This window comes from Bacillus sp. L381, assembly GCF_030284525.1.
Lineage (GTDB): Bacteria > Bacillota > Bacilli > Bacillales > Bacillaceae > Bacillus > Bacillus amyloliquefaciens.
In genome coordinates, this window is record NZ_CP127224.1 from 2,578,682 (window position 1) to 2,600,604 (window position 21,923).

The 21,923-nt window shown below is 47.2% G+C and carries 23 protein-coding genes, 2 tRNA genes and 1 other annotated feature; of the genes, 2 read left to right on the top strand and 23 right to left on the bottom strand.

Translation table 11 applies throughout. From position 1 onward, the window contains the following. Positions 1 to 47 precede the first annotated feature (47 nt). The 8 genes from ddcA to ilvB all read right to left on the bottom strand — a co-directional run bounded on the left by ddcA (position 48) and on the right by ilvB (position 9,204). Positions 48 to 1,052 (bottom strand): DNA damage checkpoint antagonist DdcA, encoded by a 1,005-nt coding sequence (ddcA, locus tag QRX25_RS13145; protein WP_065982005.1) that lies wholly within the window; start codon positions 1,050 to 1,052, stop codon positions 48 to 50. 118 nt (positions 1,053 to 1,170) lie between these two features. Next, complete coding sequence (gene leuD, locus QRX25_RS13150) at positions 1,171 to 1,770, bottom strand: 3-isopropylmalate dehydratase small subunit (protein ID WP_065522614.1); 600 nt, start codon at positions 1,768 to 1,770, stop codon at positions 1,171 to 1,173. Between the two features lie 14 nt (positions 1,771 to 1,784). Next, positions 1,785 to 3,203 carry a 3-isopropylmalate dehydratase large subunit gene (gene leuC / locus QRX25_RS13155; RefSeq protein WP_065982006.1) on the bottom strand — a complete coding sequence of 473 codons (1,419 nt, stop codon included), beginning with the start codon at positions 3,201 to 3,203 and terminating at the stop codon, positions 1,785 to 1,787. Between the two features lie 49 nt (positions 3,204 to 3,252). Beyond that, on the bottom strand, positions 3,253 to 4,350 hold the full coding sequence (gene leuB, locus QRX25_RS13160; protein ID WP_212098579.1) for a 3-isopropylmalate dehydrogenase: 1,098 nt from the start codon (positions 4,348 to 4,350) through the stop codon (positions 3,253 to 3,255). A gap of 20 nt (positions 4,351 to 4,370) precedes the next feature. Further along, positions 4,371 to 5,927 carry a 2-isopropylmalate synthase gene (locus QRX25_RS13165; RefSeq protein ID WP_212098581.1) on the bottom strand — a complete coding sequence of 519 codons (1,557 nt, stop codon included), beginning with the start codon at positions 5,925 to 5,927 and terminating at the stop codon, positions 4,371 to 4,373. Further along, positions 5,914 to 6,942, bottom strand: coding sequence for a ketol-acid reductoisomerase (ilvC, locus tag QRX25_RS13170; protein ID WP_212098583.1), 1,029 nt, complete (start codon positions 6,940 to 6,942; stop codon positions 5,914 to 5,916). Before ilvC ends, QRX25_RS13165 begins: the two co-directional genes overlap by 14 nt. A gap of 22 nt (positions 6,943 to 6,964) precedes the next feature. Next, entirely contained in the window at positions 6,965 to 7,483 is a 519-nt protein-coding gene (gene ilvN, locus QRX25_RS13175; RefSeq protein ID WP_013353088.1) for an acetolactate synthase small subunit, read from the bottom strand. After that, on the bottom strand, positions 7,480 to 9,204 hold the full coding sequence (gene ilvB / locus QRX25_RS13180) for an acetolactate synthase large subunit (protein ID WP_212098585.1): 1,725 nt from the start codon (positions 9,202 to 9,204) through the stop codon (positions 7,480 to 7,482). The genes ilvN and ilvB overlap by 4 nt, the downstream gene beginning before the upstream one ends. Before the next feature lie 119 nt (positions 9,205 to 9,323). After that, positions 9,324 to 9,576, bottom strand: a binding site (T-box leader). Between the two features lie 425 nt (positions 9,577 to 10,001). On the opposite strand from ilvB, the gene QRX25_RS13185 reads away from it, so the two are divergent. Continuing rightward, positions 10,002 to 10,352: a DNA helicase gene (locus tag QRX25_RS13185; protein ID WP_065982009.1), complete on the top strand. Its 351-nt coding sequence runs from the start codon at positions 10,002 to 10,004 to the stop codon at positions 10,350 to 10,352. A gap of 39 nt (positions 10,353 to 10,391) precedes the next feature. On the opposite strand, the gene QRX25_RS13190 is transcribed toward QRX25_RS13185, so the two are convergent. The 14 genes from QRX25_RS13190 to sdhC form a co-directional block, all read right to left on the bottom strand. Beyond that, the gene (locus QRX25_RS13190; RefSeq protein WP_212098587.1) at positions 10,392 to 10,577 is read right to left on the bottom strand and encodes a hypothetical protein; all 186 of its coding nucleotides are present in this window, start codon (positions 10,575 to 10,577) and stop codon (positions 10,392 to 10,394) included. 251 nt (positions 10,578 to 10,828) lie between these two features. Then, a tRNA-Arg gene (locus QRX25_RS13195) sits at positions 10,829 to 10,902 on the bottom strand. Positions 10,903 to 11,026: 124 nt separating this feature from the next. Next, a tRNA-Arg gene (locus QRX25_RS13200) sits at positions 11,027 to 11,100 on the bottom strand. A 114-nt stretch (positions 11,101 to 11,214) separates the two neighbouring features. Further along, the gene (locus QRX25_RS13205; RefSeq protein WP_065982014.1) at positions 11,215 to 11,724 is read right to left on the bottom strand and encodes a YfcE family phosphodiesterase; all 510 of its coding nucleotides are present in this window, start codon (positions 11,722 to 11,724) and stop codon (positions 11,215 to 11,217) included. Positions 11,725 to 11,740: 16 nt separating this feature from the next. Then, positions 11,741 to 12,337: an XTP/dITP diphosphatase gene (locus QRX25_RS13210; RefSeq protein ID WP_088030569.1), complete on the bottom strand. Its 597-nt coding sequence runs from the start codon at positions 12,335 to 12,337 to the stop codon at positions 11,741 to 11,743. A gap of 12 nt (positions 12,338 to 12,349) precedes the next feature. Further along, a complete protein-coding gene (gene rph, locus QRX25_RS13215) occupies positions 12,350 to 13,087 on the bottom strand; it encodes a ribonuclease PH (RefSeq protein WP_060562697.1) in 738 nt (245 codons plus the stop codon). Positions 13,088 to 13,197: 110 nt separating this feature from the next. Further along, on the bottom strand, positions 13,198 to 14,283 hold the full coding sequence (locus QRX25_RS13220) for a GerMN domain-containing protein (RefSeq protein WP_013353095.1): 1,086 nt from the start codon (positions 14,281 to 14,283) through the stop codon (positions 13,198 to 13,200). Between the two features lie 105 nt (positions 14,284 to 14,388). Further along, positions 14,389 to 15,207, bottom strand: a complete 819-nt coding sequence (gene racE / locus QRX25_RS13225; protein ID WP_088613223.1) for a glutamate racemase — start codon at positions 15,205 to 15,207, stop codon at positions 14,389 to 14,391. A 7-nt stretch (positions 15,208 to 15,214) separates the two neighbouring features. Next, complete coding sequence (locus QRX25_RS13230) at positions 15,215 to 15,655, bottom strand: MarR family winged helix-turn-helix transcriptional regulator (RefSeq protein WP_016938743.1); 441 nt, start codon at positions 15,653 to 15,655, stop codon at positions 15,215 to 15,217. Between the two features lie 186 nt (positions 15,656 to 15,841). Continuing rightward, entirely contained in the window at positions 15,842 to 16,066 is a 225-nt protein-coding gene (gene gerE, locus QRX25_RS13235) for a spore germination transcription factor GerE (protein WP_003152579.1), read from the bottom strand. Between the two features lie 120 nt (positions 16,067 to 16,186). After that, positions 16,187 to 16,624, bottom strand: a complete 438-nt coding sequence (locus tag QRX25_RS13240) for an acyl-CoA thioesterase (protein WP_013353098.1) — start codon at positions 16,622 to 16,624, stop codon at positions 16,187 to 16,189. A gap of 59 nt (positions 16,625 to 16,683) precedes the next feature. Further along, the gene (gene sdhB, locus QRX25_RS13245) at positions 16,684 to 17,442 is read right to left on the bottom strand and encodes a succinate dehydrogenase iron-sulfur subunit (RefSeq protein ID WP_013353099.1); all 759 of its coding nucleotides are present in this window, start codon (positions 17,440 to 17,442) and stop codon (positions 16,684 to 16,686) included. A 2-nt stretch (positions 17,443 to 17,444) separates the two neighbouring features. Beyond that, positions 17,445 to 19,205, bottom strand: a complete 1,761-nt coding sequence (gene sdhA / locus QRX25_RS13250; protein WP_013353100.1) for a succinate dehydrogenase flavoprotein subunit — start codon at positions 19,203 to 19,205, stop codon at positions 17,445 to 17,447. 33 nt (positions 19,206 to 19,238) lie between these two features. Continuing rightward, the gene (gene sdhC, locus QRX25_RS13255) at positions 19,239 to 19,847 is read right to left on the bottom strand and encodes a succinate dehydrogenase cytochrome B558 (RefSeq protein WP_003152571.1); all 609 of its coding nucleotides are present in this window, start codon (positions 19,845 to 19,847) and stop codon (positions 19,239 to 19,241) included. A 296-nt stretch (positions 19,848 to 20,143) separates the two neighbouring features. Between sdhC and QRX25_RS13260 the strand changes: the two genes are divergently transcribed. Continuing rightward, a complete protein-coding gene (locus tag QRX25_RS13260; protein WP_013353101.1) occupies positions 20,144 to 20,590 on the top strand; it encodes a YslB family protein in 447 nt (148 codons plus the stop codon). 46 nt (positions 20,591 to 20,636) lie between these two features. Here QRX25_RS13260 and QRX25_RS13265 read toward each other — a convergent pair whose 3' ends face one another. Continuing rightward, complete coding sequence (locus QRX25_RS13265; protein ID WP_212098589.1) at positions 20,637 to 21,866, bottom strand: aspartate kinase; 1,230 nt, start codon at positions 21,864 to 21,866, stop codon at positions 20,637 to 20,639. Positions 21,867 to 21,923 lie beyond the last annotated feature (57 nt).

The window sequence follows — 21,923 nt, forward strand, 5'->3', positions numbered from 1 at the left end:
ACTATATTATAACATAACGCCTATCGCTTTCAACTATATGGCGTGATTTACAAATAAGAAATTTCTTCAATATCCTTAATCATCGCGCAGGCTTCTTCGAGTTCACGGCTGTCAAACTCATACATCATATGAAGTTCCTCCGGCTCAATGTCAATGCCGTGCATCTCGTAACCGACCTTATGAAGCGCCGCGGCCCATAAATCTGCGTTCAAAAACTTCGGCATAAAAGGGTGCAGGACGGACAGATGCCTTCTCCACAGCTCCTCAACGGCGGCGTATAATGTAGGATTTTCATTGCCGAGCGTTTCATCAAGCACCCGGAGAACACGATGCAAAATCGGAGCCGCATCAGGCTGAACCGTTTCACTCGGAATCGCGGTCATTGAATCGCCGAATTTTGTAATATGGACCGGTTTGCTATAGTCGTGCTCCGCCATAAGCGTCAAAATCATCGTTTTGATCAGCGGATGCGCGCCCGGATCTTGAAGGATCGTTTTTAAAAGGCCCGTGTATTTCGCAATATTGCGGTCTTTGAGAGAATGAATCAGATTCATTTGTTCAGCGGGGCTTTTCAGCACTTTTTCCGCATCAAGAACGTCCTCATATTCCTCCTCCCACGCCTCATCCTGCTGATCGGGATCGGTCATTTTGCGGCTGAATTCGAGCAGCCGGTAGAATTGTTCCGCACTTTCTGCTGGCAGCTGGTTTTCCTCCAGCACAGCTTCAATTGTGCTTTTGACTTCTTCATATTGTTTCAGCTGAATTAAAATGGTCATATACACCTGCAGCACGGTAAAATAATGGCCGTACCCTTCATTCAGCATTTTCTCGCAAACTTGTTTTGCTTCTTCCAATTCCCCGAGTTCCAGAAAACAAATCGCCATGCCTAAATGTACGTCGGACTCGGTATCACCGTGGCTTGCCGCTTCTGAAAACAGTTCGAGGGCCTCCTGATACTGTTTATCCTTCATGGCCGCCATCCCTTTATCAACCAAGCGTTCTTTCAGACGGGGGAAAGGAATGATATCAGCTTTTTTCTTGTCATGCGTCATACTTTATTTCCTTTCAGGCGCTTATTTTGTTCAAGTGTATCAACACGCGTCAGGAAACACAAGAAAGGATGACGCGCACAGCAAAAAAAGCCGCCGGACAGATGCCGGACGGCTTTTTTCAGGCTCGAAGCCAAGAACTTCTTTTCGATTCAAACTGCTGAATGTCGTCCTCCAGCAGAAGCGTTAATGAAATTTCATCATAGCCGTTAATCAGCATTTCCTTCCAGTGAGGATCGACTTCAAACGAAATCTCTCGTCCTTCGCTGTCGTGAATGAGCTGGTTTTCCAGATCAACCGTCATATTAAGGGACTGATTTTCATATTGACCGGCGAGTTTTTTCCACTGATCATACGGCATACGGATGGGAAGCATACCGTTTTTAAAACAGTTTTGATGAAAAATATCGGCAAATGACGGGGCGATGATGATTTTGAATCCGTAATCATCCAGCGCCCAAGGAGCGTGCTCCCGGGATGAGCCGCAGCCGAAATTCTCTCCGGCAATTAATATAGACGCGCCTTCATAGACCTGGCGGTTTAATTCAAATTCAGGATCAGGCTCACCGTTCTCAAGGTATCTCCAATCAAAAAACGCGAATCTGCCGTATCCGGTTCTTTCAATTCTTTTCAGAAACTGCTTCGGAATAATCTGGTCCGTGTCGACGTTGATCCGGTTTAAGACGGCCGCTTTTCCTGTATGCGTTTTTAAAGGTTCCATCTTTCGCGCACTCCTTACACAACTGTTTTTTCTTGATAAAACTTTCTTACATCGACGAAATGCCCGTGAATGGCTGCCATTGCCGCCATGGCAGGACTGACAAGGTGTGTTCTCGCGCCTTTTCCCTGTCTGCCTTCGAAGTTGCGGTTGGATGTGGAAGCGCATCGTTCACCTTCAGGCACGACATCATTGTTCATACTGAGGCACATGCTGCAGCCTGATTCTCTCCATTCAAAGCCGGCCTCGAGAAACACGCGGTGCAGCCCTTCTTCCTCAGCCTGCTGTTTCACGCTTTGAGAGCCCGGCACCACAATCGCTCTGACGCTGTCGGCGACTTTTCGGCCTTTAATCATATCAGCAGCCTGGCGAAGGTCGGTCATCCGCGAATTTGTACAGGAGCCGATAAATACATGTTCGACTTTTATATCTTCAATTTTTTGATTCGGTTCAATCCCCATGTATTCGTACGCGCGGATGGCTTCTTTTTTACCGTCGTCAGAATCAATGCTTTCCGGCGCCGGTATTTGAGCATCTACCGGAAGAACCATGCCGGGGTTGATGCCCCATGTGACCATTGGAGAAATCTCGCTGCCGTCTAACACGATGGAACGATCGTAGACGGCTCCCGGATCGGTTTTTAACGCTTTCCATTCTGCAGCGGCTTTTTCAAACTCTTCGTCTTTTGGCGCGTATTTACGGTTTCTGCAGTATTCGATCGTCGTTTCATCAGGAGCGATCAGTCCCGCGCGGGCTCCCGCTTCTATTGACATATTGCAGACGGTCATGCGTTCGTCCATAGACATGTTTCTGAATACTTCCCCGGTGTATTCAATGACATATCCCGTACCGAATTTCACCCCGTATTTTCCGATGACCGACAAGATGACATCCTTCGCGGTCACTCCTTTTTGGAGCGTTCCGTCAACGCGGATTTCAAGCGTTTTCGGCCGTTGCTGCCATAATGTCTGTGTGGAAAGAACATGTTCCACCTCACTTGTGCCGATACCGAAGGCAAGCGCCCCGAATGCGCCGTGAGTCGATGTATGGCTGTCTCCGCAAACGATCGTTTTCCCCGGAAGTGTCAGACCAAGCTCAGGCCCGACCACGTGAACGATTCCCTGATCCGCGCTGTGAAGATCCGCAAGACGGACGCCGAACTCCTCACAATTTCGTTCAAGCGCGGTTACTTGGCGCTTTGCGACTTCATCTTTTATGTCAAAACGGTTGACAGTCGGGATATTATGGTCCATCGTCGCGAATGTGTTCTGCGGCCGTCTGACCTTTCTTCCCTTTTGCCTTAATCCTTCAAACGCCTGAGGAGACGTCACCTCATGAATTAAGTGCAGATCAATATAGAGAAGATCGGGTTTTCCTTCACCGCTTTTTACAACATGCCGATCCCAAATCTTTTCGATGATTGTTCGAGGCATCATCTTTGTTTCCTCCCTCTACCTATGAACTAAGACCGCTCTCTTTTAAGCGTCACACTATAGATTTTGTATTCGCGCCGGCTAATGCGGCTTTTACTTTTTCAGTAATATCATGCGTTCCGGCATATTGGCCGCCCCGGGCGATATCACGTGTGCGGCTGCCGTCTGCAAGCACCTTTGCGACCGCTTTTTCTACGGCTTGTGCTTCTGTTTCAAGTCCGAAAGATGTTCTCAAGAGCATCGCCGCTGATAAAATCGCCGCGAACGGATTGGCTATCCCTTTACCGGCAATGTCAGGCGCCGATCCATGCACGGGTTCATACAAGTGAAGACCTGAACTTGATAAACTGGCTGACGGCAGCATGCCGAGCGAGCCTGTCAGCATGGAGGCTTCATCGCTTAAAATATCGCCGAACATATTTTCAGTTACGATGACGTCAAACTGATTCGGAGCGTAAATGAGCTGCATCGCGGCATTATCGACAAGCATATGCTCAAGCGTCACATCAGGAAATTCTTTTGCGATTTCATCTGCCGTTTCACGCCACAGCCTGCTTGAAGAAAGGACATTCGCCTTATCAACTGACGTCACTTTTCCTTTTCTGCCGGCAGCCATCTTAAAGGCTTCTCTGACAACGCGTTCGATTTCTTCTTTCTTATAAAAAAGGGTATCGACCGCTTCCTTTTCTCCCGCTTCATTGACATACTGTCTGCTCGGCTCTCCGAAGTAGAGGCCGCCCGTCAGTTCTCGGACGATCACAAAGTCGACCCCGCTGATATATTCTTTTTTCAGCGGTGATGCCTCAGACAGGCTTTCAAATACGGTCACGGGACGCAGATTGGCAAACAGGCCGAGTTTTTTTCTGATGCCTAGCAAGCCTTTTTCCGGCCTGAGCTCAGGGGGATTTTGGTCCCATTTCGGTCCGCCGACTGCACCTAGCAAAATGGCGTCGGATCTTTCACAAAGAGCAACCGTCTCCTCAGGGAGGGGATTTTGATGGGCGTCAATGGCCGCTCCCCCGATCAGCCCGTTTTCAAATTCAAATTCATGTCCGAATTGTTCGGCAACGCTTTTCAGTACATCTGCCGCTGATTCCGCCACTTCCGGCCCGATTCCGTCACCGGGAAGCAAAGCAATGCGTTTTTTCAAATCAAACGTTCTCCTTTCTATTACGAGCCGACCGCAGTCTGTCTCTTTAATCCGTCTATATTGCAATCCAGCACCAATTGCCGGTTCACTGCATTCAGATAAGCTTTTGCAGAAGCTTCCAGAACATCATGCGCGATTCCCCGCCCTGATGATTCTTTTCCGTTCACGGTGACTCTGACATAAACTTGAGCCAACGCGTCTTCGCCTTTCCGGTTGGACTGGATGCGGTAATCCAACAGTTCAATATTTTTATCGATGCAGCGCCCGAGCGTGTTATAAACGGCTTCTACGCTGCCCGCTCCTGTTGCCGCCTCTTGAATTAGCTGTTCGTTTTCCTGATTTTGCAAAGAGACTGTCGCAGTCGGCACCTGAGACGTCCCGTAATGCACTTGCAGAGACAAAAATTCATAGCCGATTTTTTTGTCCGTCACTTTTTCTTCTAAAATAAGAGAAATCAAGTCATCATCGGTGATTTCTTTTTTCTTTTCGGTCAGTTCTTTAAACATCGTAAAAAATTTATTGATTTCATCACTGTCAAACTGGAACCCAAGCGTATTCAGGCGGTCTTTGAACGCGTGGCGTCCGGAATGCTTTCCGAGCACGAGCGCCTCAGCAGTCACACCTACAAGTTCCGGTGAAATGATTTCATATGTTGATTTTTCCTTCAGGAAACCGTCTTGGTGAATACCTGACTCATGGGCGAAAGCATTATCTCCGACGATCGCTTTATTGCGGGGAACGGCCATTCCCGTCAGTTTGCTGACAAGATCACTCGTCCGCTTCAATTCATGAAGGGTGAGAGATGAATCAGCCTGATACGCGTCATTTCTGACATGAAGCGCAACGGCGATTTCCTCAAGCGCGGCGTTACCGGCTCTTTCTCCTATTCCGTTAATGGCGCATTCAATTTGATCAGCCCCGTTTTCAATTGCCGAAAGTGAGTTGGCAACCGCCATTCCGAGATCATCGTGGCAATGGGCTGAGAGTTTTGCCCTGCTGATATTCGGAACGTGTTCCTTCATATATTTAAAGATGTTTCCGTATTCGGCAGGCGTCAGGTAACCTACAGTGTCCGGCAGGTTGATGACGCTCGCACCGGCATCAATCACTTTTTCTACGATTTCAGCCAGAAACGGAAGCTCGGTTCTGCAGGCGTCTTCCGCTGACCATTGAACGATCGGGAAGCGTTCTTTTGCATACTTCACCATTTCAACCGCTTTTTCCTTAACCTCTTCCCGCGTCATTTTCAGCTTATGCTTCAGATGAATGTCAGAGGTGGCGATAAAGACGTGAATCCGCGGGCTGGCTCCGTCTTTCAGCGCTTCCCAGGCTGCGTCGATGTCACCTTTGACAGAGCGGGCAAGCCCTGTTACCGAACAATTTTTAATCGTTCTTGCGATTTCCTGCACGGCTAAAAAATCACCTCGGGATGAAGCGGGAAATCCCGCTTCAATAATGTCCACCCCGAGTCTCTCAAGCTGCTTGGCTATCGCCAGTTTCTCCCGTGCATTAAGGTTGACTCCGGGAGATTGTTCACCGTCACGAAGAGTCGTGTCGAAGACATTAATTTTGCGCAACGGAGACCACCGCTTCCTTCTTTTTGCCTTGTTTGACAAACGGCATCATTTCACGAAGCTGTCTGCCGACTTTTTCAATCTGATGCTCGTTTTCACTTGCATTGATCGCATTGAAACGAGGACGGTTCACTTGGTTTTCCACGATCCATTCTTTTGCGAATGTACCGTTTTGAATATCCGTTAGCACTTGTTTCATAGATTCTTTTACCTTTGCGTCGACTACGCGCGGTCCCGATACAAAGTCTCCCCATTGAGCCGTATCGGAGATAGAGTATCTCATGCCTGCCAATCCTTCTTCATACATCAAGTCTACGATCAGCTTCAGTTCATGCAGACACTCAAAGTATGCGAGTTCAGGCTGATATCCGGCTTCTGTCAGCGTTTCAAAACCTGCTTTGACAAGTGCCGTTAAACCTCCGCAGAGAACAGCCTGCTCACCGAACAGATCCGTTTCCGTTTCTTCTTTAAATGTTGTTTCAAGAACCCCCGCACGCGCTCCGCCGATTCCTTTTGCATAAGCAAGCGCCGTGTCTTTCGCTTCGCCTGATACATCCTGATAGATGGCAAACAATGCCGGTACGCCTGCGCCTTGTTCATAGGTTCTTCTGACAAGGTGTCCCGGCCCTTTTGGAGCGACAAGGAATACATCTACATCAGCAGGAGGCACGATCTGATGGAAATGGACGTTAAATCCGTGTGCGAATACCAGTGATTTGCCTGCTGTCAATTCATCTTTGATTTCAGCTTCATATACTTTTTGCTGCTGCTCATCCGGAAGCAGAACCATAATGATATCAGCCTGTGCAGCCGCTTCTCTTACAGAAAATACTTGATGACCGTCTTCTTGAGCCTGTGTAAATGATTTGCCTTGTCTGACGCCGACAATCACATCAATTCCGCTTTCTTTTAAGTTCAGCGCATGTGCATGACCTTGTGAACCGTAACCGATAATCGCTACTTTTTTACCTGACAATACGTTCTCTTTGATATCACCGTTATAATATACTTTTACCATTTTAATCTCTCCCTTTTTTGTGTTATACAATGGAAATTGTTTTATTGGATGACGCCTTCTGCTGGGTTCCCCTTGCAAAAGCCGTTGTGCCTGTTCTCGCGATTTCTTTAATGCCATAAGGTTTGAGAAGCTCTATAAGCGCTTCGATTTTATTGGATTCGCCGGTGACCTGAACGACGATGCTGTCTCTTGAGACATCAACGACGGAAGCTCTGAACGGTTCAATGATTCCATTCATTTCCGTTCTGGCCGACGGTGCGGAAACAACTTTAATTAATGCAAGCTCACGCTGTACGATCGATTGATTTGTGATATCCGTCACTTTCAAGACGTCAATTTGTTTGTTCAGCTGCTTTGTCAGCTGCTCTACGTCATTTTCGCCTTCCACATGGACGACAAATGTAATCCTTGAAACACCGCTTGTTTCCGTGTGGCCTACAGTGATGCTTTCGATATTATAGTGTCTTTTTGTAAACAGTCCGGTGATCCGGTTTAATACTCCCGAGCGGTTGACCACCGTTAATGTGATAATGCGTTTCAAGGTTTCACCCCCACCATTTCATGAAGTCCTTTACCGGGCGCAATCATCGGGAATACTTTTTCGCTTTTGGCGACCCGGACGTCAATAACGACCGGCTCTTTTGATGAAAGCGCCTTTTGCAGCTCTTCTTCCGCCTCTTCTTCCGATGAAATCCGGACGCCTGTAATGCCGTAGGCTTCTGACAATTTGACAAAGTCAGGCTGCGCCGAGAATTTGGATTCAGAATAGCGTTCTTCATAGAAGATTTCCTGCCACTGTCTGACCATGCCCAGACATTCGTTGTTCAGGATAACCACTTTGACCGGAAGATTCAGCTGCCGGATGACATCTAATTCCTGCAGAGTCATCTGAAAACCTCCGTCTCCGAGGATTGCAACGACCGTGGCATTACGATCAGCCAGCTGCGCTCCGATAGCCGCCGGAAGGCCGAAGCCCATTGTGCCGAGACCTCCCGAGGTCACCCACTTATCCGCCTCTCGGAAAGGATAAAACTGAGCCGCCCACATCTGATGCTGGCCGACGTCCGTCGCCACGATCGCCTCTCCGTTTGTGAATTGGTGAATATACTCAATCAGCTTTTGGGGTTTAAAGCCCTCTTCACTGTTGTCTGTATACCAAAGCGGATATTCTTCTTTCCATTCGGAAAGCTGCTGTTTCCATTCCTCCGAGTGTCCCTGTTTTCCGTTTTGCTTCAATAATTCCTGAAGGACGATTTTACTGTCGCCGACTACCGGAATCTGCGTTTCAATAATTTTTCCGATTTCGGCAGGGTCAATATCGATATGCGCCACCTTGGCGGACTTTGCAAAATGCTTCAGGTTCCCAGTCACGCGATCATCGAACCGCGCTCCGATGCTGATTAACAAGTCACAGTGGTAAAGCGCCATATTCGCTGTGTATGTGCCGTGCATCCCCGCCATCCCCAGAAAAAGCGGATGGTCTGCCGGGAAACCGCCCAGACCGAGAAGCGTGTGCGCAACCGGAATCTGCTGCTGTTCGGCATAATTTTTTAAATCTTCTGAAGCTTTACCGTGCAAAACACCCGCTCCGGCTAAAATAACCGGCTTTTGCGCACTGCTGACAGCTTCCACAAGCTTTCGAATCTGCAGATAGTTAGGCTCTTTTACCGGCTGATACCCCGGAAGGCTGATCTCGTGATCATACCTGAATTCCCCTTCAAATGATGCCACATCCTTCGGTATATCAATTAATACCGGACCCGGTCTTCCCGTCGTGGCGATATGAAACGCCTCTTTAATCACACGGGGAAGATCTTCCGGACGGCGAACCTGATAACTGTGTTTCGTAATCGGCATTGTAATTCCTAAAATGTCAGCTTCCTGAAAAGCGTCGCTGCCGATGACCGAAGTGGCCACCTGACCGGTAAACACCACGAGCGGCAGTGAATCAATCATCGCATCCGCAAGACCGGTAACTAAGTTTGTCGCTCCCGGTCCCGAAGTAGCGATCACAACCCCCGGCTTCCCGGAGACTCTCGCATACCCTTCCGCCGCATGAATCGCGCCTTGCTCATGGCGGGGCAGGATGTGAACCAATCCTGATTGATACAGCTTATCGTAAATCGGAAGAACGGCTCCCCCCGGATAGCCGAAGATCATTTCGACATTTTCTTTCTTTAATGATTCAATCAGCATTAAAGCCCCGTTCATTGTCTTTGTACAATCGGCAGACAAAGTATCCGCCTGTACATTTGTGCCCATTTTCAGTTCCTCCTTTTCAATGTTCCCTTCTAAAATCCAATTCATAAAACGAAGCGCCGGCTGACGCAAATAAAAAAGCCTTCCCACCCACATTCAGCCAAGCATTTTATGCGATAGCCAAAAGGGGCGAAAAGGCTTGCTTTCCGCGGTACCACCCTTGTTTACGGTCATATGCAGACCGTCTCATGGATAATTACTATCCGTTTTGATAACGAGTAAACATTGACGTTCACTCGGCCGAGTCCTACTCTTCACATTTCAGACCGGCACTCTGAGGCGAGTTCACTTTGGTTTGTTTTTACCGGCTCTCAGCGTTACCGGCTCTCTGTGAAAAACTTCAGCAAAGCTACTTATCCTCTTCTGCGCTTTTTATTATGGCGGCTCTTTTATTTAAAAAAGAACCTTCATTTGTTTGTTTTTTCAGTGTTTTATGATTTTTCTTTTTAGTGTGAATCATTTAATTATTTTTGTTTGAACTCATATTACGCTCGTTTACAGGCAGTGTCAACAGCATATTTATAATTATTAGACAATTTAGATTAATCAATCTATTTTGTATACGCTTTCATTACTGATATAAAAGGATCGGTAAATGTTAAAAGTTTTTATAATTTTTTTGTTAATCTCTTAAGATTACATGAAATTTTTCCGTTCATATACGAATATGTCACATTTTATTCCACGATTTTTCACGGTCTTTCCGTCCCGCTTGTCAGATATTCAGTTCAGATTGAACAGGCTCTTTATACAGACATACGCATACACTGTTCTTATCTCGTGAAGAAATGAGTGATGTCATGAATAAGATGTTATCAGGCATGCAAGGCCTGCCTCCTGGATTTCCGCCTTTACCGGTTTTACCGCCGCAGTCTTATTATCCTCCGGCTCCGATGCATACAGCCCCATATCACGCCGGTCCTTCTTTTCAGCAGGGATTTCCGCCATCCGGTTACGGACAGCAGACCCCGCAAAGCACGCTGGCATTCTCCGGACAGCAATTCGTCCCGTACCCTTATACATCCGGGTACTACGGCCAAACCTTCAGTGACGTCGGAGGAAGCCTCGGCACCGGGACACATCCCGGCGCGCTCGGAGGCGGTTTCAGCGGCGGCCATACCGGATTCAGCGCTCCAAGCGGATTCAGATGATATAAAAAACCGGCCCCGCACGGCCGGTTTTTTTCTTACTTACAGTGTATAACGGTCATTCCATTGATTCATTTTTTGCTCCGTAACGTAATCAGCCTTTGACACTTCAACAATAATTAAACCGCATTGAGTGATTAAAAATTGTTTCAGCTCCTCAAACAGCTCATCTTTTCCGCAAAAGATGGTTTCTATATTGTAATTCTTATATGCAAATGCGTACTTCAAAAGCTAATTCCTCCCTGTCTTTCTATCAAACATTGACAAAACGAATAATAGAAATCAGATAATTTATCACTCAAGGGCGCCTTAAGTATCTTTATACATATATTTCTTACGGTAAATATTTCATTAAGTTTCATTTATATTAAAATTTATTTACAATTTTCATCAAATACGGAACTTTTGTTTCATAAAACAAAAGCAAAATACAAAAAAAACCTCAAACCCATTGACAGGGCTTGAGGTTTTTAATTATACGTCCCAGGAGAGATTCGAACTCCCGACCGACGGCTTAGAAGGCCGTTGCTCTATCCGGCTGAGCTACTGGGACATGAAAATCAAATCGTTCTGCTGATCATTTTACCATGATGACAGCGAATTTACAATATGGTCAGCCGATAAAAAAGGCCAGCGGCATCAGTTTTCACTCTGATGTCACCAGCTCTTTTTTTGTACGTCCCAGGAGAGATTCGAACTCCCGACCGACGGCTTAGAAGGCCGTTGCTCTATCCAGCTGAGCTACTGGGACAAGGTTTTGCTTTATGTATCAGCGACAAGATTTATTATATACAGGTTCATATCATAAGTCAATATTTTTTTAGAAACTTTTTATGGGGAAGAAAGAAATCTTCCCCATCATATGTTAAAAGCTGATTGTATTCCCCAAGTCCTTCAATTCCTGACCTGTTTCGTCGTAAAATGCCACGGCGCCTTCGCTTTCTGTGAGAGTAAGAATGGCGTAGCTTTTCACATTGCGGACTCTCGGAAGGCGGATGCTCCCCGGATTAATCAAAAGCTTGCCCCGAAGCACTTCACTCCCGGCAATATGCGAGTGGCCGAAGCAGACAATATCCGCTCCAAGCTCTTCCGCCCGGTAAAAAACAGTTAAAAGTGACTGTTTAATGCCGTGAAGATGTCCGTGAACGGCCAGGATTTTCTTTGAACCGGCGTCCAGCAGGAGCTCGTCCTGAAATCCGCCGCCAAAGTCGCAGTTGCCTTTCACCGTATGATACGGCGTGAGCGCCGGATGTGCGGCGTCAAGCTCTGAATCACCGCAATGAATCATCAGATCCACTTCGTCTTCGTGCCGCTTCGCGATCGTCTCCAGTTCGTCTTCAAGGCCGTGACTGTCACTTATCATCAGCACTTTCATTGCATTACGCTCCCCCTTACGCATCAAGCAGCTTTGACAGTTTCTTGAGCGCTTCAGCCCTGTGGCTGATTTTGTTTTTCTCAGCGCTTGTCAGCTGGGCCATGGTTTTATCTTTATCCTTTACAATAAAAATGGGATCATAGCCGAACCCGTTATCTCCCTCGGGTTCTTCTGCAATATATCCTTCAACATGGCCTTCGACCGTTTTGGTTTCCTGCCCCGGCATGCTGACGGCAAGGGCGCAGCGGAAACGGGCCGTACGCTGCTCTTTTTCGATGCCTTTTAATTCTGACAGCACCTTGTCCATATTCGCTTTATCATCTTTTGCTTCGCCGGCATAACGGGCTGAATAAACGCCCGGTCTGCCTCCCAGGTTGTCCACTGATAAACCGGAGTCGTCCGCAATGACCATTTTGTTTACGGCTTTTGCCACGGCTTCCGCTTTTAAGATGGCGTTTTCTTCAAAGGTATGTCCGGTTTCTTCAATTTCTTCCGTAAATCCGATTTCCGCCAAAGAAGAGACACTGTAGCCTTTCGGTTCGAGTATTTCCTTAAATTCTTTCACTTTTCCCGGATTGTGTGTCGCAATAATGGCTTCTTTCACGCTGATCAGGCCTCTCTTTCTTTATTTCAGTTCAGGCAATGTTTCTCCCAGCACTTCTTTTTGTTTTTGAATAAGCGTCTGGATTCCTTTTTCGGCAAGGCTTAACAGTCCGTTTAAATCTTCACGGGAGAATGTGGCTTCTTCGCCCGTCCCTTGAAGCTCTACAAAACGTCCGCTTCCCGTCATGATGATATTCATATCGACTTCAGCCGCTGAATCCTCTTCATAATTCAGATCCAAAAGAAGGCCTTCTTCTTTATCCATCCCGACAGAAATGGCCGCGAGATAGTCTGTCACAGGAGAGGTTTTGATAACGCCGCTTTTTACGAGTTTGCCGGCCGCAATGGCCATTGCCAAGAAGGCGCCGGTAATGGAAGCCGTTCTTGTTCCGCCGTCCGCTTGAATAACGTCGCAGTCGATCCAGATCGTCCGTTCGCCGAGCTTCTCCAAATCAACGACGGCCCGGAGCGCGCGCCCGATCAGACGCTGGATTTCCATCGTTCTTCCGGAAACCTTTCCTTTTGAAGATTCTCTTATCGTTCTTTGATTCGTGGCGCGGGGAAGCATGCTGTATTCCGCTGTGATCCAGCCTTTTCCTCCGCCGCGTAAAAATGGCGGCACCCGGTCTTCCACTGATGCATTACAGATGACCTTTGTATTTCCCGCTGTAATTAAAACAGAGCCCTCCGGGTGAGTGATAAAATCCAAATCAAATGTGATAGGGCGCAGCTCATCGTGCTGTCTTCCGTCGTGTCTCATATTTTACCTCCGATTATATGTACATAAACCTTTTGTTCCGGATTGTGAATAAAGAAAGAGGCAGCCCGGAACGCTAACCTCTTTTTTACTAGTATATCAAAAATCGCAAATTAAAAACTACCCGTATTCACTTGGGACGGCCTCGAAACAGGTTTTGAAAGGGATTCTCCTTTTTCATTCACCAGTTCTGATTTTCCGTTTACTTTTATAGAAACACTTTTTATCGACGGCTGTTCTGTTAATGTGAGGACGATGCTGTCCAGCACGCCCGATGATACCATTTTTGTTTTTTCATCGGCGCTTCCGTAAATAGAGCTGTTAAAATCAAGTGTAACCTGGCCGTCTTTTACTTTCGGCTTGCTGAGGAGCTTAACATCGTTATTAAAGTCCGTCAAAAGCCCGCTTGCTTTGCCCGGTCCGTCGGCGAGCTGCTCAACGGCTGCGGTGATGTCGTTTGTTTCTGAATTGTCAATCCGCTTCGTGACAGGCACGTAGTATTCGCTGGTCTCTGTTTCCGCCAGATAATACACAGTCAGCGGATGGGTGTCTGTCAGATCATTCACTCCGGCGGTTTCAATATTAATTCCGTCTTTTCTGCTTAAGTCGCCCGTAATCGGCGTGCCGCCCACAGGCATTTCTTTCAGTTCATGCCCGTTGATTCTGATTTTGACTTTATCTATCGAGCTGAATTGGGTAAGCGTCCATGTAATCGATTGCAGGATTTTTTGTTCGTCTTCTTTTTTGTAGTTTTTAAATTCCTTCGAAAAATCAGCGACGGCGGTACCGTCTTTTTTAATATCAACGTTTACCGTCGTATCCGCAGGGAGCACCGCTCTGAAGCCATTCGGCAGAATTTCTGACACAGGCCCTCCCTGAACCAAATACTCAAGGGCCTGCTTCGCGGTTCCCTCACTGTTCGGAAGAGGCAGTGTCTGTGCTGCGACATAGCCGTTTTTATCAATCAGATACAGCTCTCTCATGACTGTATTGGCCGGCTGATCGGCTTTAGATGTGCCGTTTTTTTCTGACTGCGTTGATTTCGCCTGAATTCCCGCTTCATCTTTTACATATGAAATGTCTTGAGGCGGGTCAATTTCCCCGGCTGTTTTATCGGATTGAAACAAACCGCATCCTGATAATACAAAAGCCGAAGTAAGACATGTTGCAGCAATGACTGCAGGTCCTTTTTTCAGCATACTTTTCCCTCCTAAGGCTGTTTGTACTATGATGTATACGAGCCCTGTGCGGGAAATAGACCGGGATGCGCAAAAAAACCCGCCGTAAACAGCGGGTTTTTTGATTTATTTTCTGATCGGCTCTTGAAGGGAGATGCACTCGACATGGCCGATTTCATGACCGAACCAGTCTTCGGCAATTTTTGCGAAGCCGTTCCGCTCTCCCGTTGTTAGAAACTGATGCTCCGGTGCATGTTTCGATTGGTTTAACAAGCCTTTATAAGACAAAATGGTGCTCACTTCTCTCGCTGTCTCGTCTCCGGATGAAATGATTTTCACATGCTTTCCCATATAATCCTGAATCGGATCTTTTAAAATCGGATAATGCGTGCACCCTAAAATCAAGGTGTCAATTGCTGTACCTTTTAAAGGCTCAAGCGATGCTTCGACCGCTTCCGCCGCCGATTCCTGAAGAAACCGTCCGCTTTCCACAAACGGCACCAGCAGCGGACAAGCCGTGTTCTCGACTTGAAGGTCTGCATTTAATCCGAGCAGCGCCTGCTCATACGCTCGGCTTTTAATGGTATTTATCGTGCCGATGACGCCGATATGCTGATTTTTCGTGACCTTTATCGCCGTTCTCGCACCCGGCTGAATGACGCCGACAACCGGAATATCCGTTTTGCGCTGAATATCCTCCAAAGCAATGGCCGTGGCCGTATTACAGGCGATCACGAGCATTTTGATATGGTGGTTTTCCAGCAGGTAATCGGTCATTTCCCACGTGTATTGAAGAACTTCTTCTTCAGGACGCGGGCCGTACGGGCAGCGTTTTGTATCTCCCACATAGATGATATTTTCCTTCGGTAGCTGTCTCATGATTTCCTTGGCAACGGTTAACCCGCCAACCCCGGAATCAATGACTCCTATCGGCTGTTCCAACAAAATCGCCTCATTTTCTTTTCATTTCATGCTGCAGTTTCAATAATGACTTTTCAAAGACGGCTGTTTCTTCTTCGGAAAATGTCTCAAACATATCCCGCAAATAAGCCTGCCTTTTCAAAATCACTTCCTGGATAATGCGCTCTCCTTCTGCGAGAAGATGAATTCTGACGACCCGTCTGTCAGCCGGGTCTTTAACCCGCTCGACAAGCTTATTTTTTTCCATGCGGTCTATCAGATCCGTCGTCGTGCTGCAAGCCAAATACATTTTGCCTGATAATTCGCCTATTGTCATATCCCCCAATTCATAAAGCCATTGAAGCCCCACGAATTGCGGCGGTGTAATTGCATATTGGTTAAGGATTTCTCTTCCTTTTTGTTTAATGATCGCAGCGATATGGCGGAGTGATTTTTCGATATCCGCAACATGCTCTACAGATTTTGATGTCATTTGTCCATCCCTCACTCAAGGATCTTTCTGGGCTATACGCTCCGTGTCTATTTTCCTTCTTTTTTTAAGAAAATGCAAGACTGAGGGAGAAAAAGGGAAAGCCGGGATTTTCACCGCATGCCCATCATCCTGGGCGCCAACACAAATAACCGGCTCCTTCTCGTAAAGAAGGAAAACCGGCAAGAATCAGAGCTCTAGCTCACCCATTCTAAGAAGCTCGACAACAGCTTGCGAACGCCCTTTCACACCTAACTTCTGCATGGCATTTGAAATGTGATTCCGTACAGTTTTTTCACTGATAAATAGCTCGCTTGCAATTTCCTTTGTTGTCTTGTCTTGAACGAGCAATTCGAATACTTCTCTTTCTCTTTTGGTCAGCAGCGGCTTTGATTGAAAATCTTTCTCCTTCAAGTATTGTAACCCTCCTTGCTAAGGTGAGAGCGAATCTGAAACGAATGGGTTTATATAGTCAAGATATCATATGTAAAGGGCGCTTCGGAGGTGACGTCACTTAGAGAAATAGTTATCCGTTCAGGAGAGCAGAATGCCTTTCTCCCGCTCCGTCCAGCTGACCGCTTTGCCGCTTGTCTTTGACACTTGAACCATAACGACTGAACCGGTAAAGCACGGCAGGCCTGACTCATTTTCTCCAAGGTAATGAAGGGTGACGGACGCATTTCCGACAGAGCTTGCTTTGACATGAATCCGCAGGTTTTCATACGGCATCACCTGACGCATATAGTCGCACTGCTGGCTTGCGACGACCGTCATCGTTTCCGAATTTTGCGCTGATATGCCCCGCTGTTTAAAATAAGCGATCCGGGCTTCTTCAAAATAGATGAAAGGGATTACATTATTCATATGGCCGAACATATCCGTTTCTGAAAACCGAACCGTCACTTCAGTGAAGAAAGAAAACGACTGTCTCCATTCTTCAAACGGGATGTCAATATATTGCGGTTGTTTCATCACCTTCAGCTCCTTATAAAAAAACCTCTCCCGTGCGGAAGAGGCTCTTTTTTTCTTTCTTATACTCTGTCGCTTCCGAAGAAATTGCGGAATGCTTGTAAATTCGTATCTCTGTTCAAAGCAGCGATTGAAGTCGTGAGCGGAATGCCTTTCGGGCAGGATTGAACACAGTTTTGTGAATTCCCGCAATCTCCGAGGCCGCCGTCTGTCATTAAAGCTTCTAAACGTTCTGACTTGTTCATCGCGCCCGTCGGATGGGCGTTAAACAGACGCACTTGCGACATCGGGGCAGGCCCCATGAATTTCGATTTGCTGTTGACATTCGGGCAGGCTTCGAGGCAGACGCCGCATGTCATGCATTTAGACAATTCATATGCCCACTGGCGGCGTTTTTCCGGCATTCTCGGTCCCGGTCCCAAATCGTAAGTCCCGTCAATCGGCACCCATGCTTTCACTTTTTTCAGTGAATCAAACATTCTGCTGCGGTCCACCTGAAGGTCACGGACAACCGGGAATGTTTTCATCGGTTTCAGACGGATCGGCTGTTCCAGCTTATCAACCAGCGCCGTACATGACTGGCGCGGTCTTCCGTTGATGACCATGGAGCAGGCGCCGCATACTTCCTCAAGACAGTTCATGTCCCATGCGACCGGCGTCGTTTTCTCCCCTTTTGCATTAACGGGGTTTCTGCGGATTTCCATCAGGGCAGAAATCACATTCAGATTCGGACGGTAATTGATTTCAAATTCTTCATCGTATGGCGCGCTTTCGGGCGTATCCTGGCGTGTAATGATAAACCGTATCTTTTTCTCACTCATGATTATTTCGCCACCTTCTTCTTCGAGTAGTCGCGTTTACGGGGCGCAATCAGTGATACATCGACATCCTGATATTCAAATTCCGGAGCTTCAAACGGACCGGCATGTTTAGCCATTGTCGTTTTGAGCCACTCATCGTCATTTCTTTCAGGGAAATCCGGTTTATAGTGCGCTCCCCGGCTTTCATTTCGGTTGTATGCGCCGAGCGTGATGACTCTGGCAAGCTGAAGCATGTTGGAGAACTGGCGGGTGAACATTGCCCCTTGGTTGCTCCATTTTGTCGTATCGTTGATATTGATTTTCTTAAAGCGTTCCATCAGCTCTTGAATTTTGTCATCCGTTTTCAAAAGCTTGTCGTTGTGGCGCACCACCGTTACGTTGGCCGTCATCCATTCTCCGAGCTCACGGTGAAGCACGTAGGCATTTTCATCGCCGTCCATCTTCATGATATCGGCCCATTTTTCTTCTTCTTTTTTCACATAGGAATCAAATAATGAAGAAGACATGTCTTCCGCTGATGTTTCAAGTCCTGAAACATATTTCACCGCATTCGGACCGGCAACCATTCCTCCGTAGATGGCGGAAAGCAGAGAGTTCGCCCCTAAACGGTTTCCTCCGTGCATTGAATAATCACATTCACCCGCTGCGAACAATCCGCGGATGCTTGTCATCTGATCATAATCAACCCACAGGCCGCCCATTGAGTAGTGAACGGCAGGGAAAATTTTCATCGGAAGCTTGCGCGGGTCATCCCCCATGAATTTTTCATAGATTTCGATAATGCCGCCAAGCTTAACATCAAGCTCTTTCGGATCTTTGTGCGAAAGATCAAGATACACCATGTTTTCTCCGTTGATGCCGAGTTTCTGATTCACGCATACGTCAAAGATTTCACGTGTCGCAATATCCCGCGGCACGAGGTTCCCGTAAGCCGGATATTTTTCCTCAAGGAAGTACCAAGGTTTTCCGTCTTTATACGTCCAGACTCTTCCGCCCTCACCGCGCGCCGATTCACTCATCAGACGCAGTTTATCGTCTCCGGGAATTGCTGTCGGGTGAATTTGGATAAATTCGCCGTTAGCGTAGTAAGCTCCCTGCTGATAAACGATTGATGCGGCAGATCCCGTGTTGATCATACTGTTTGTTGATTTACCGAATACGATTCCGGGTCCTCCAGTTGCCATAATAACGGCGTCAGAACGGAATGACTCGATTTGCATATTGGTCAGATTTTGAGCTACGATACCGCGGCACGTGCGCTCATCGTCAAGAACGGCGCCGAGGAACTCCCAGCCTTCGTATTTTGTGACGAGACCCGCCACTTCATATCTGCGCACCTGCTCGTCCAGTGCGTAAAGAAGCTGCTGACCCGTCGTCGCTCCCGCGTATGCTGTTCTGTGATGCTGTGTGCCTCCGAAACGGCGGAAGTCCAAGAGCCCTTCCGGCGTTCTGTTAAACATAACCCCCATGCGGTCCAATAAGTGGATAATGGACGGCGCTGCTTCACACATCGCTTTTACAGGAGGCTGGTTTGCCAAAAAGTCGCCTCCGTATACCGTGTCATCAAAATGCTCGAACGGAGAGTCTCCTTCCCCTTTTGTGTTGACAGCTCCGTTTATCCCGCCCTGCGCGCAGACCGAGTGAGAGCGTTTGACCGGAACGATGGAAAACAATTTAACGGCCGTGCCTGATTCCGCTGCTTTAATTGTCGCCATGAGGCCGGCAAGACCCCCGCCGACTACAATAATGCTTGATTGACTCATGATAGCCCCTCTCCCTCTAGTAATCTAGTTCTCTTACACAAACGCAAAAATTGCTTTTAGACCGACGTATGAAAGCGCTAAAAATATAATCAGCGTCACGTAAGTCGAAATTCTTTGAGAACGCGGCGTGACCGTGATCCCCCATGTGACCGCAAAAGACCATAAGCCGTTTGAAAAGTGAAAAATGACCGATAAAACGCCTACAATGTAAAAACCGAGCATGAACGGCGAGCTCAAAATATTCGCCATCATATCAAAGTTGACTTCAGCGCCCATCTGTGCGGCAATCCGCGTCTGCCACACATGCCAGCTGACGAAAATAAGGGTGAGAATACCAGTGACACGCTGAAGCACAAACATCCAGTTTCTGAAATAACTGTAGTGGCCAGCGTTGTTTTTCGCAGTAAATGCTATGTACACACCGTAAACCGCATGATAAATTAAAGGTAAGAAAATAATAAAAATTTCTAACGCATACCTGAACGGCAGACTGTCCATAAAGCCGGCCGCCTTGTTAAACGCATCTGCTCCCCTTGCGGCAAATTGGTTGACGACTAAATGCTGGATCAAAAAGATGCCGACCGGAATAACACCGAGCAAGGAATGCAATCTTCGAAAATAAAACTCTCTGTTCCCAGACATTACTTTACCCCCTGTTTGATTTAAGTGCGAAATGTGCTAAAATCTCTGCCCCCACTTCGTTTCAATTGTAAGCACTTTATTAAAATTTATTGACAATTTCATTTTACTCCTCCCTCAAATGGGCGTCAAGAAAACGTGTACATAAATTATAATTTTCGGAATTGATTATTTGACGGGAAAATTTTATTTTCCTGCGATATCTTTCTCACTTTTTTTCACGTGTTTTATAGGATCATCCTGTAATCCTCCCCCCTGTTTAAGCTATAATAAACGAAGGAGAGAGGGGAATACATAATATGAAGAATAATTATGAAGCAGCTTTAGAACCTTTAACTGAACTCGACGTCAGCGCATACGGCTACGAATTAATCCGGGAAATCGTGCTTCCGGATATCCTGGGCCCGGAACATTCATCCATGATGTATTGGGCGGGAAAACGCCTCGCCCGCAAATTTCCTCTTCAATCGTGGGAAGAAATCCCCGCCTTTTTTGAAAAAGCCGGCTGGGGAACTTTGACAAATACCGGATCAAAAAAGCAAGAGCTTGAATTTGAACTGGAAGGACCGCTCGTATCAAGCAGGCTCAAACATCAGAAAGAGCCGTGTTTTCAGCTTGAAGCCGGTTTTATAGCCGAACAGATTCAATTGATGAACGATCAGATTGCAGAATCTTATGAACAGGTAAAAAAGAGAGCGGATAAAGTCGTCCTGACCGTAAAATGGGATATGAAGGACCCTGTATAATTGAAAAAAGGCGGTGACTCCAAGTCCCGCCTTTTTGCCTGCCCGTTTATACTGCAGACGGCTGTTTAGAAAGCTCAAACGCATCGTGAAGCGCTTCGACCGCTTTCACCATATCATTTTCGCTGACAACCGTTGATACTTTTATTTCAGATGTGCTGACCATTTTTACTTGTACATTTTTTTCCGCCAGTACGGCAAACATGTCCGCAGCGACGCCGGGATTTGAGACCATGCCTGACCCGACAATAGATACTTTTGCCAGTTTTCTTTCAGTTTCAATTTTTTCATAGTCAAGCGCGTTTTTATATTCTTCAAGCACAGCGACCGTTTGAGCGGCATCTTCCGTTTTCACTGAGAAAGAAATGTCCGCTTCCCCATCGTCCGCCTGTGTCTGAATAATGATGTCAACGTTGATGTTTCGTTTTGCCAAGGCGGTGAAGATCGTTGAAAGTGTTGTCAGCCCGCTTGTCAGGCCAGTGACGGACACCCTCGTGATCTGGTCTTCAAATGCAATTCCTCTGACGATTAAATTCTGCTCCATTGATGATTCCTCCTCAATTAACGTTCCCGCTTCATGTTCCGTACTTGACCGCACTTCCAAAGGCACTTGATAGTTTTTCGCGAACTCAACCGCCCGCGGATGAAGGACACCCGCTCCGAGATTTGCAAGCTCCAGCATTTCATCATAAGAAATCCCCGACAGTTTTCTAGCTGACCGGACGTACCGCGGATCTGTCGTAAACACGCCCGGAACGTCCGTGTAAATGTCACATTTATCCGCTCCTAATGCTGCGGCAAGAGCGACCGCCGTTGTATCGGAACCGCCCCGTCCGAGCGTCGTGATGCCGCCATCTTCTGTTACGCCCTGAAAACCTGCGACGACTGTAATCCTGCCTTCAGCAAGCTGGGCCTGAATTGCCGTGATATCAATATCCGTAATTCTCGCATTGCCGTGGACGGCTTCTGTGCGGACACCCGCCTGCCATCCCGTATAAGAGACGGCGTCATATCCTTTTTCCTGAAGCGCCATGGCTAAAAGCGAAATCGTGACCTGCTCTCCCGTAGACAGAAGCATATCCATTTCGCGTTTACTTGGCTCAGATGTGATTTCAGCCGCCAGGTTAACGAGCGCGTCGGTTGATTTTCCCATTGCCGAAACGACGACTACGACGTCATGGCCTTTTTGCTTTTCAGCAATGGCTCGATTTGCGGCATGTTGAATTTTTTCGGCAGACCCGACGGAAGTGCCTCCGAATTTTTGTACGATAAGACCCATACTAGACCACCCTTTACATTTTGGTTCGTGCGGGTGAGGAGAAAAGAGCGTTTTGTC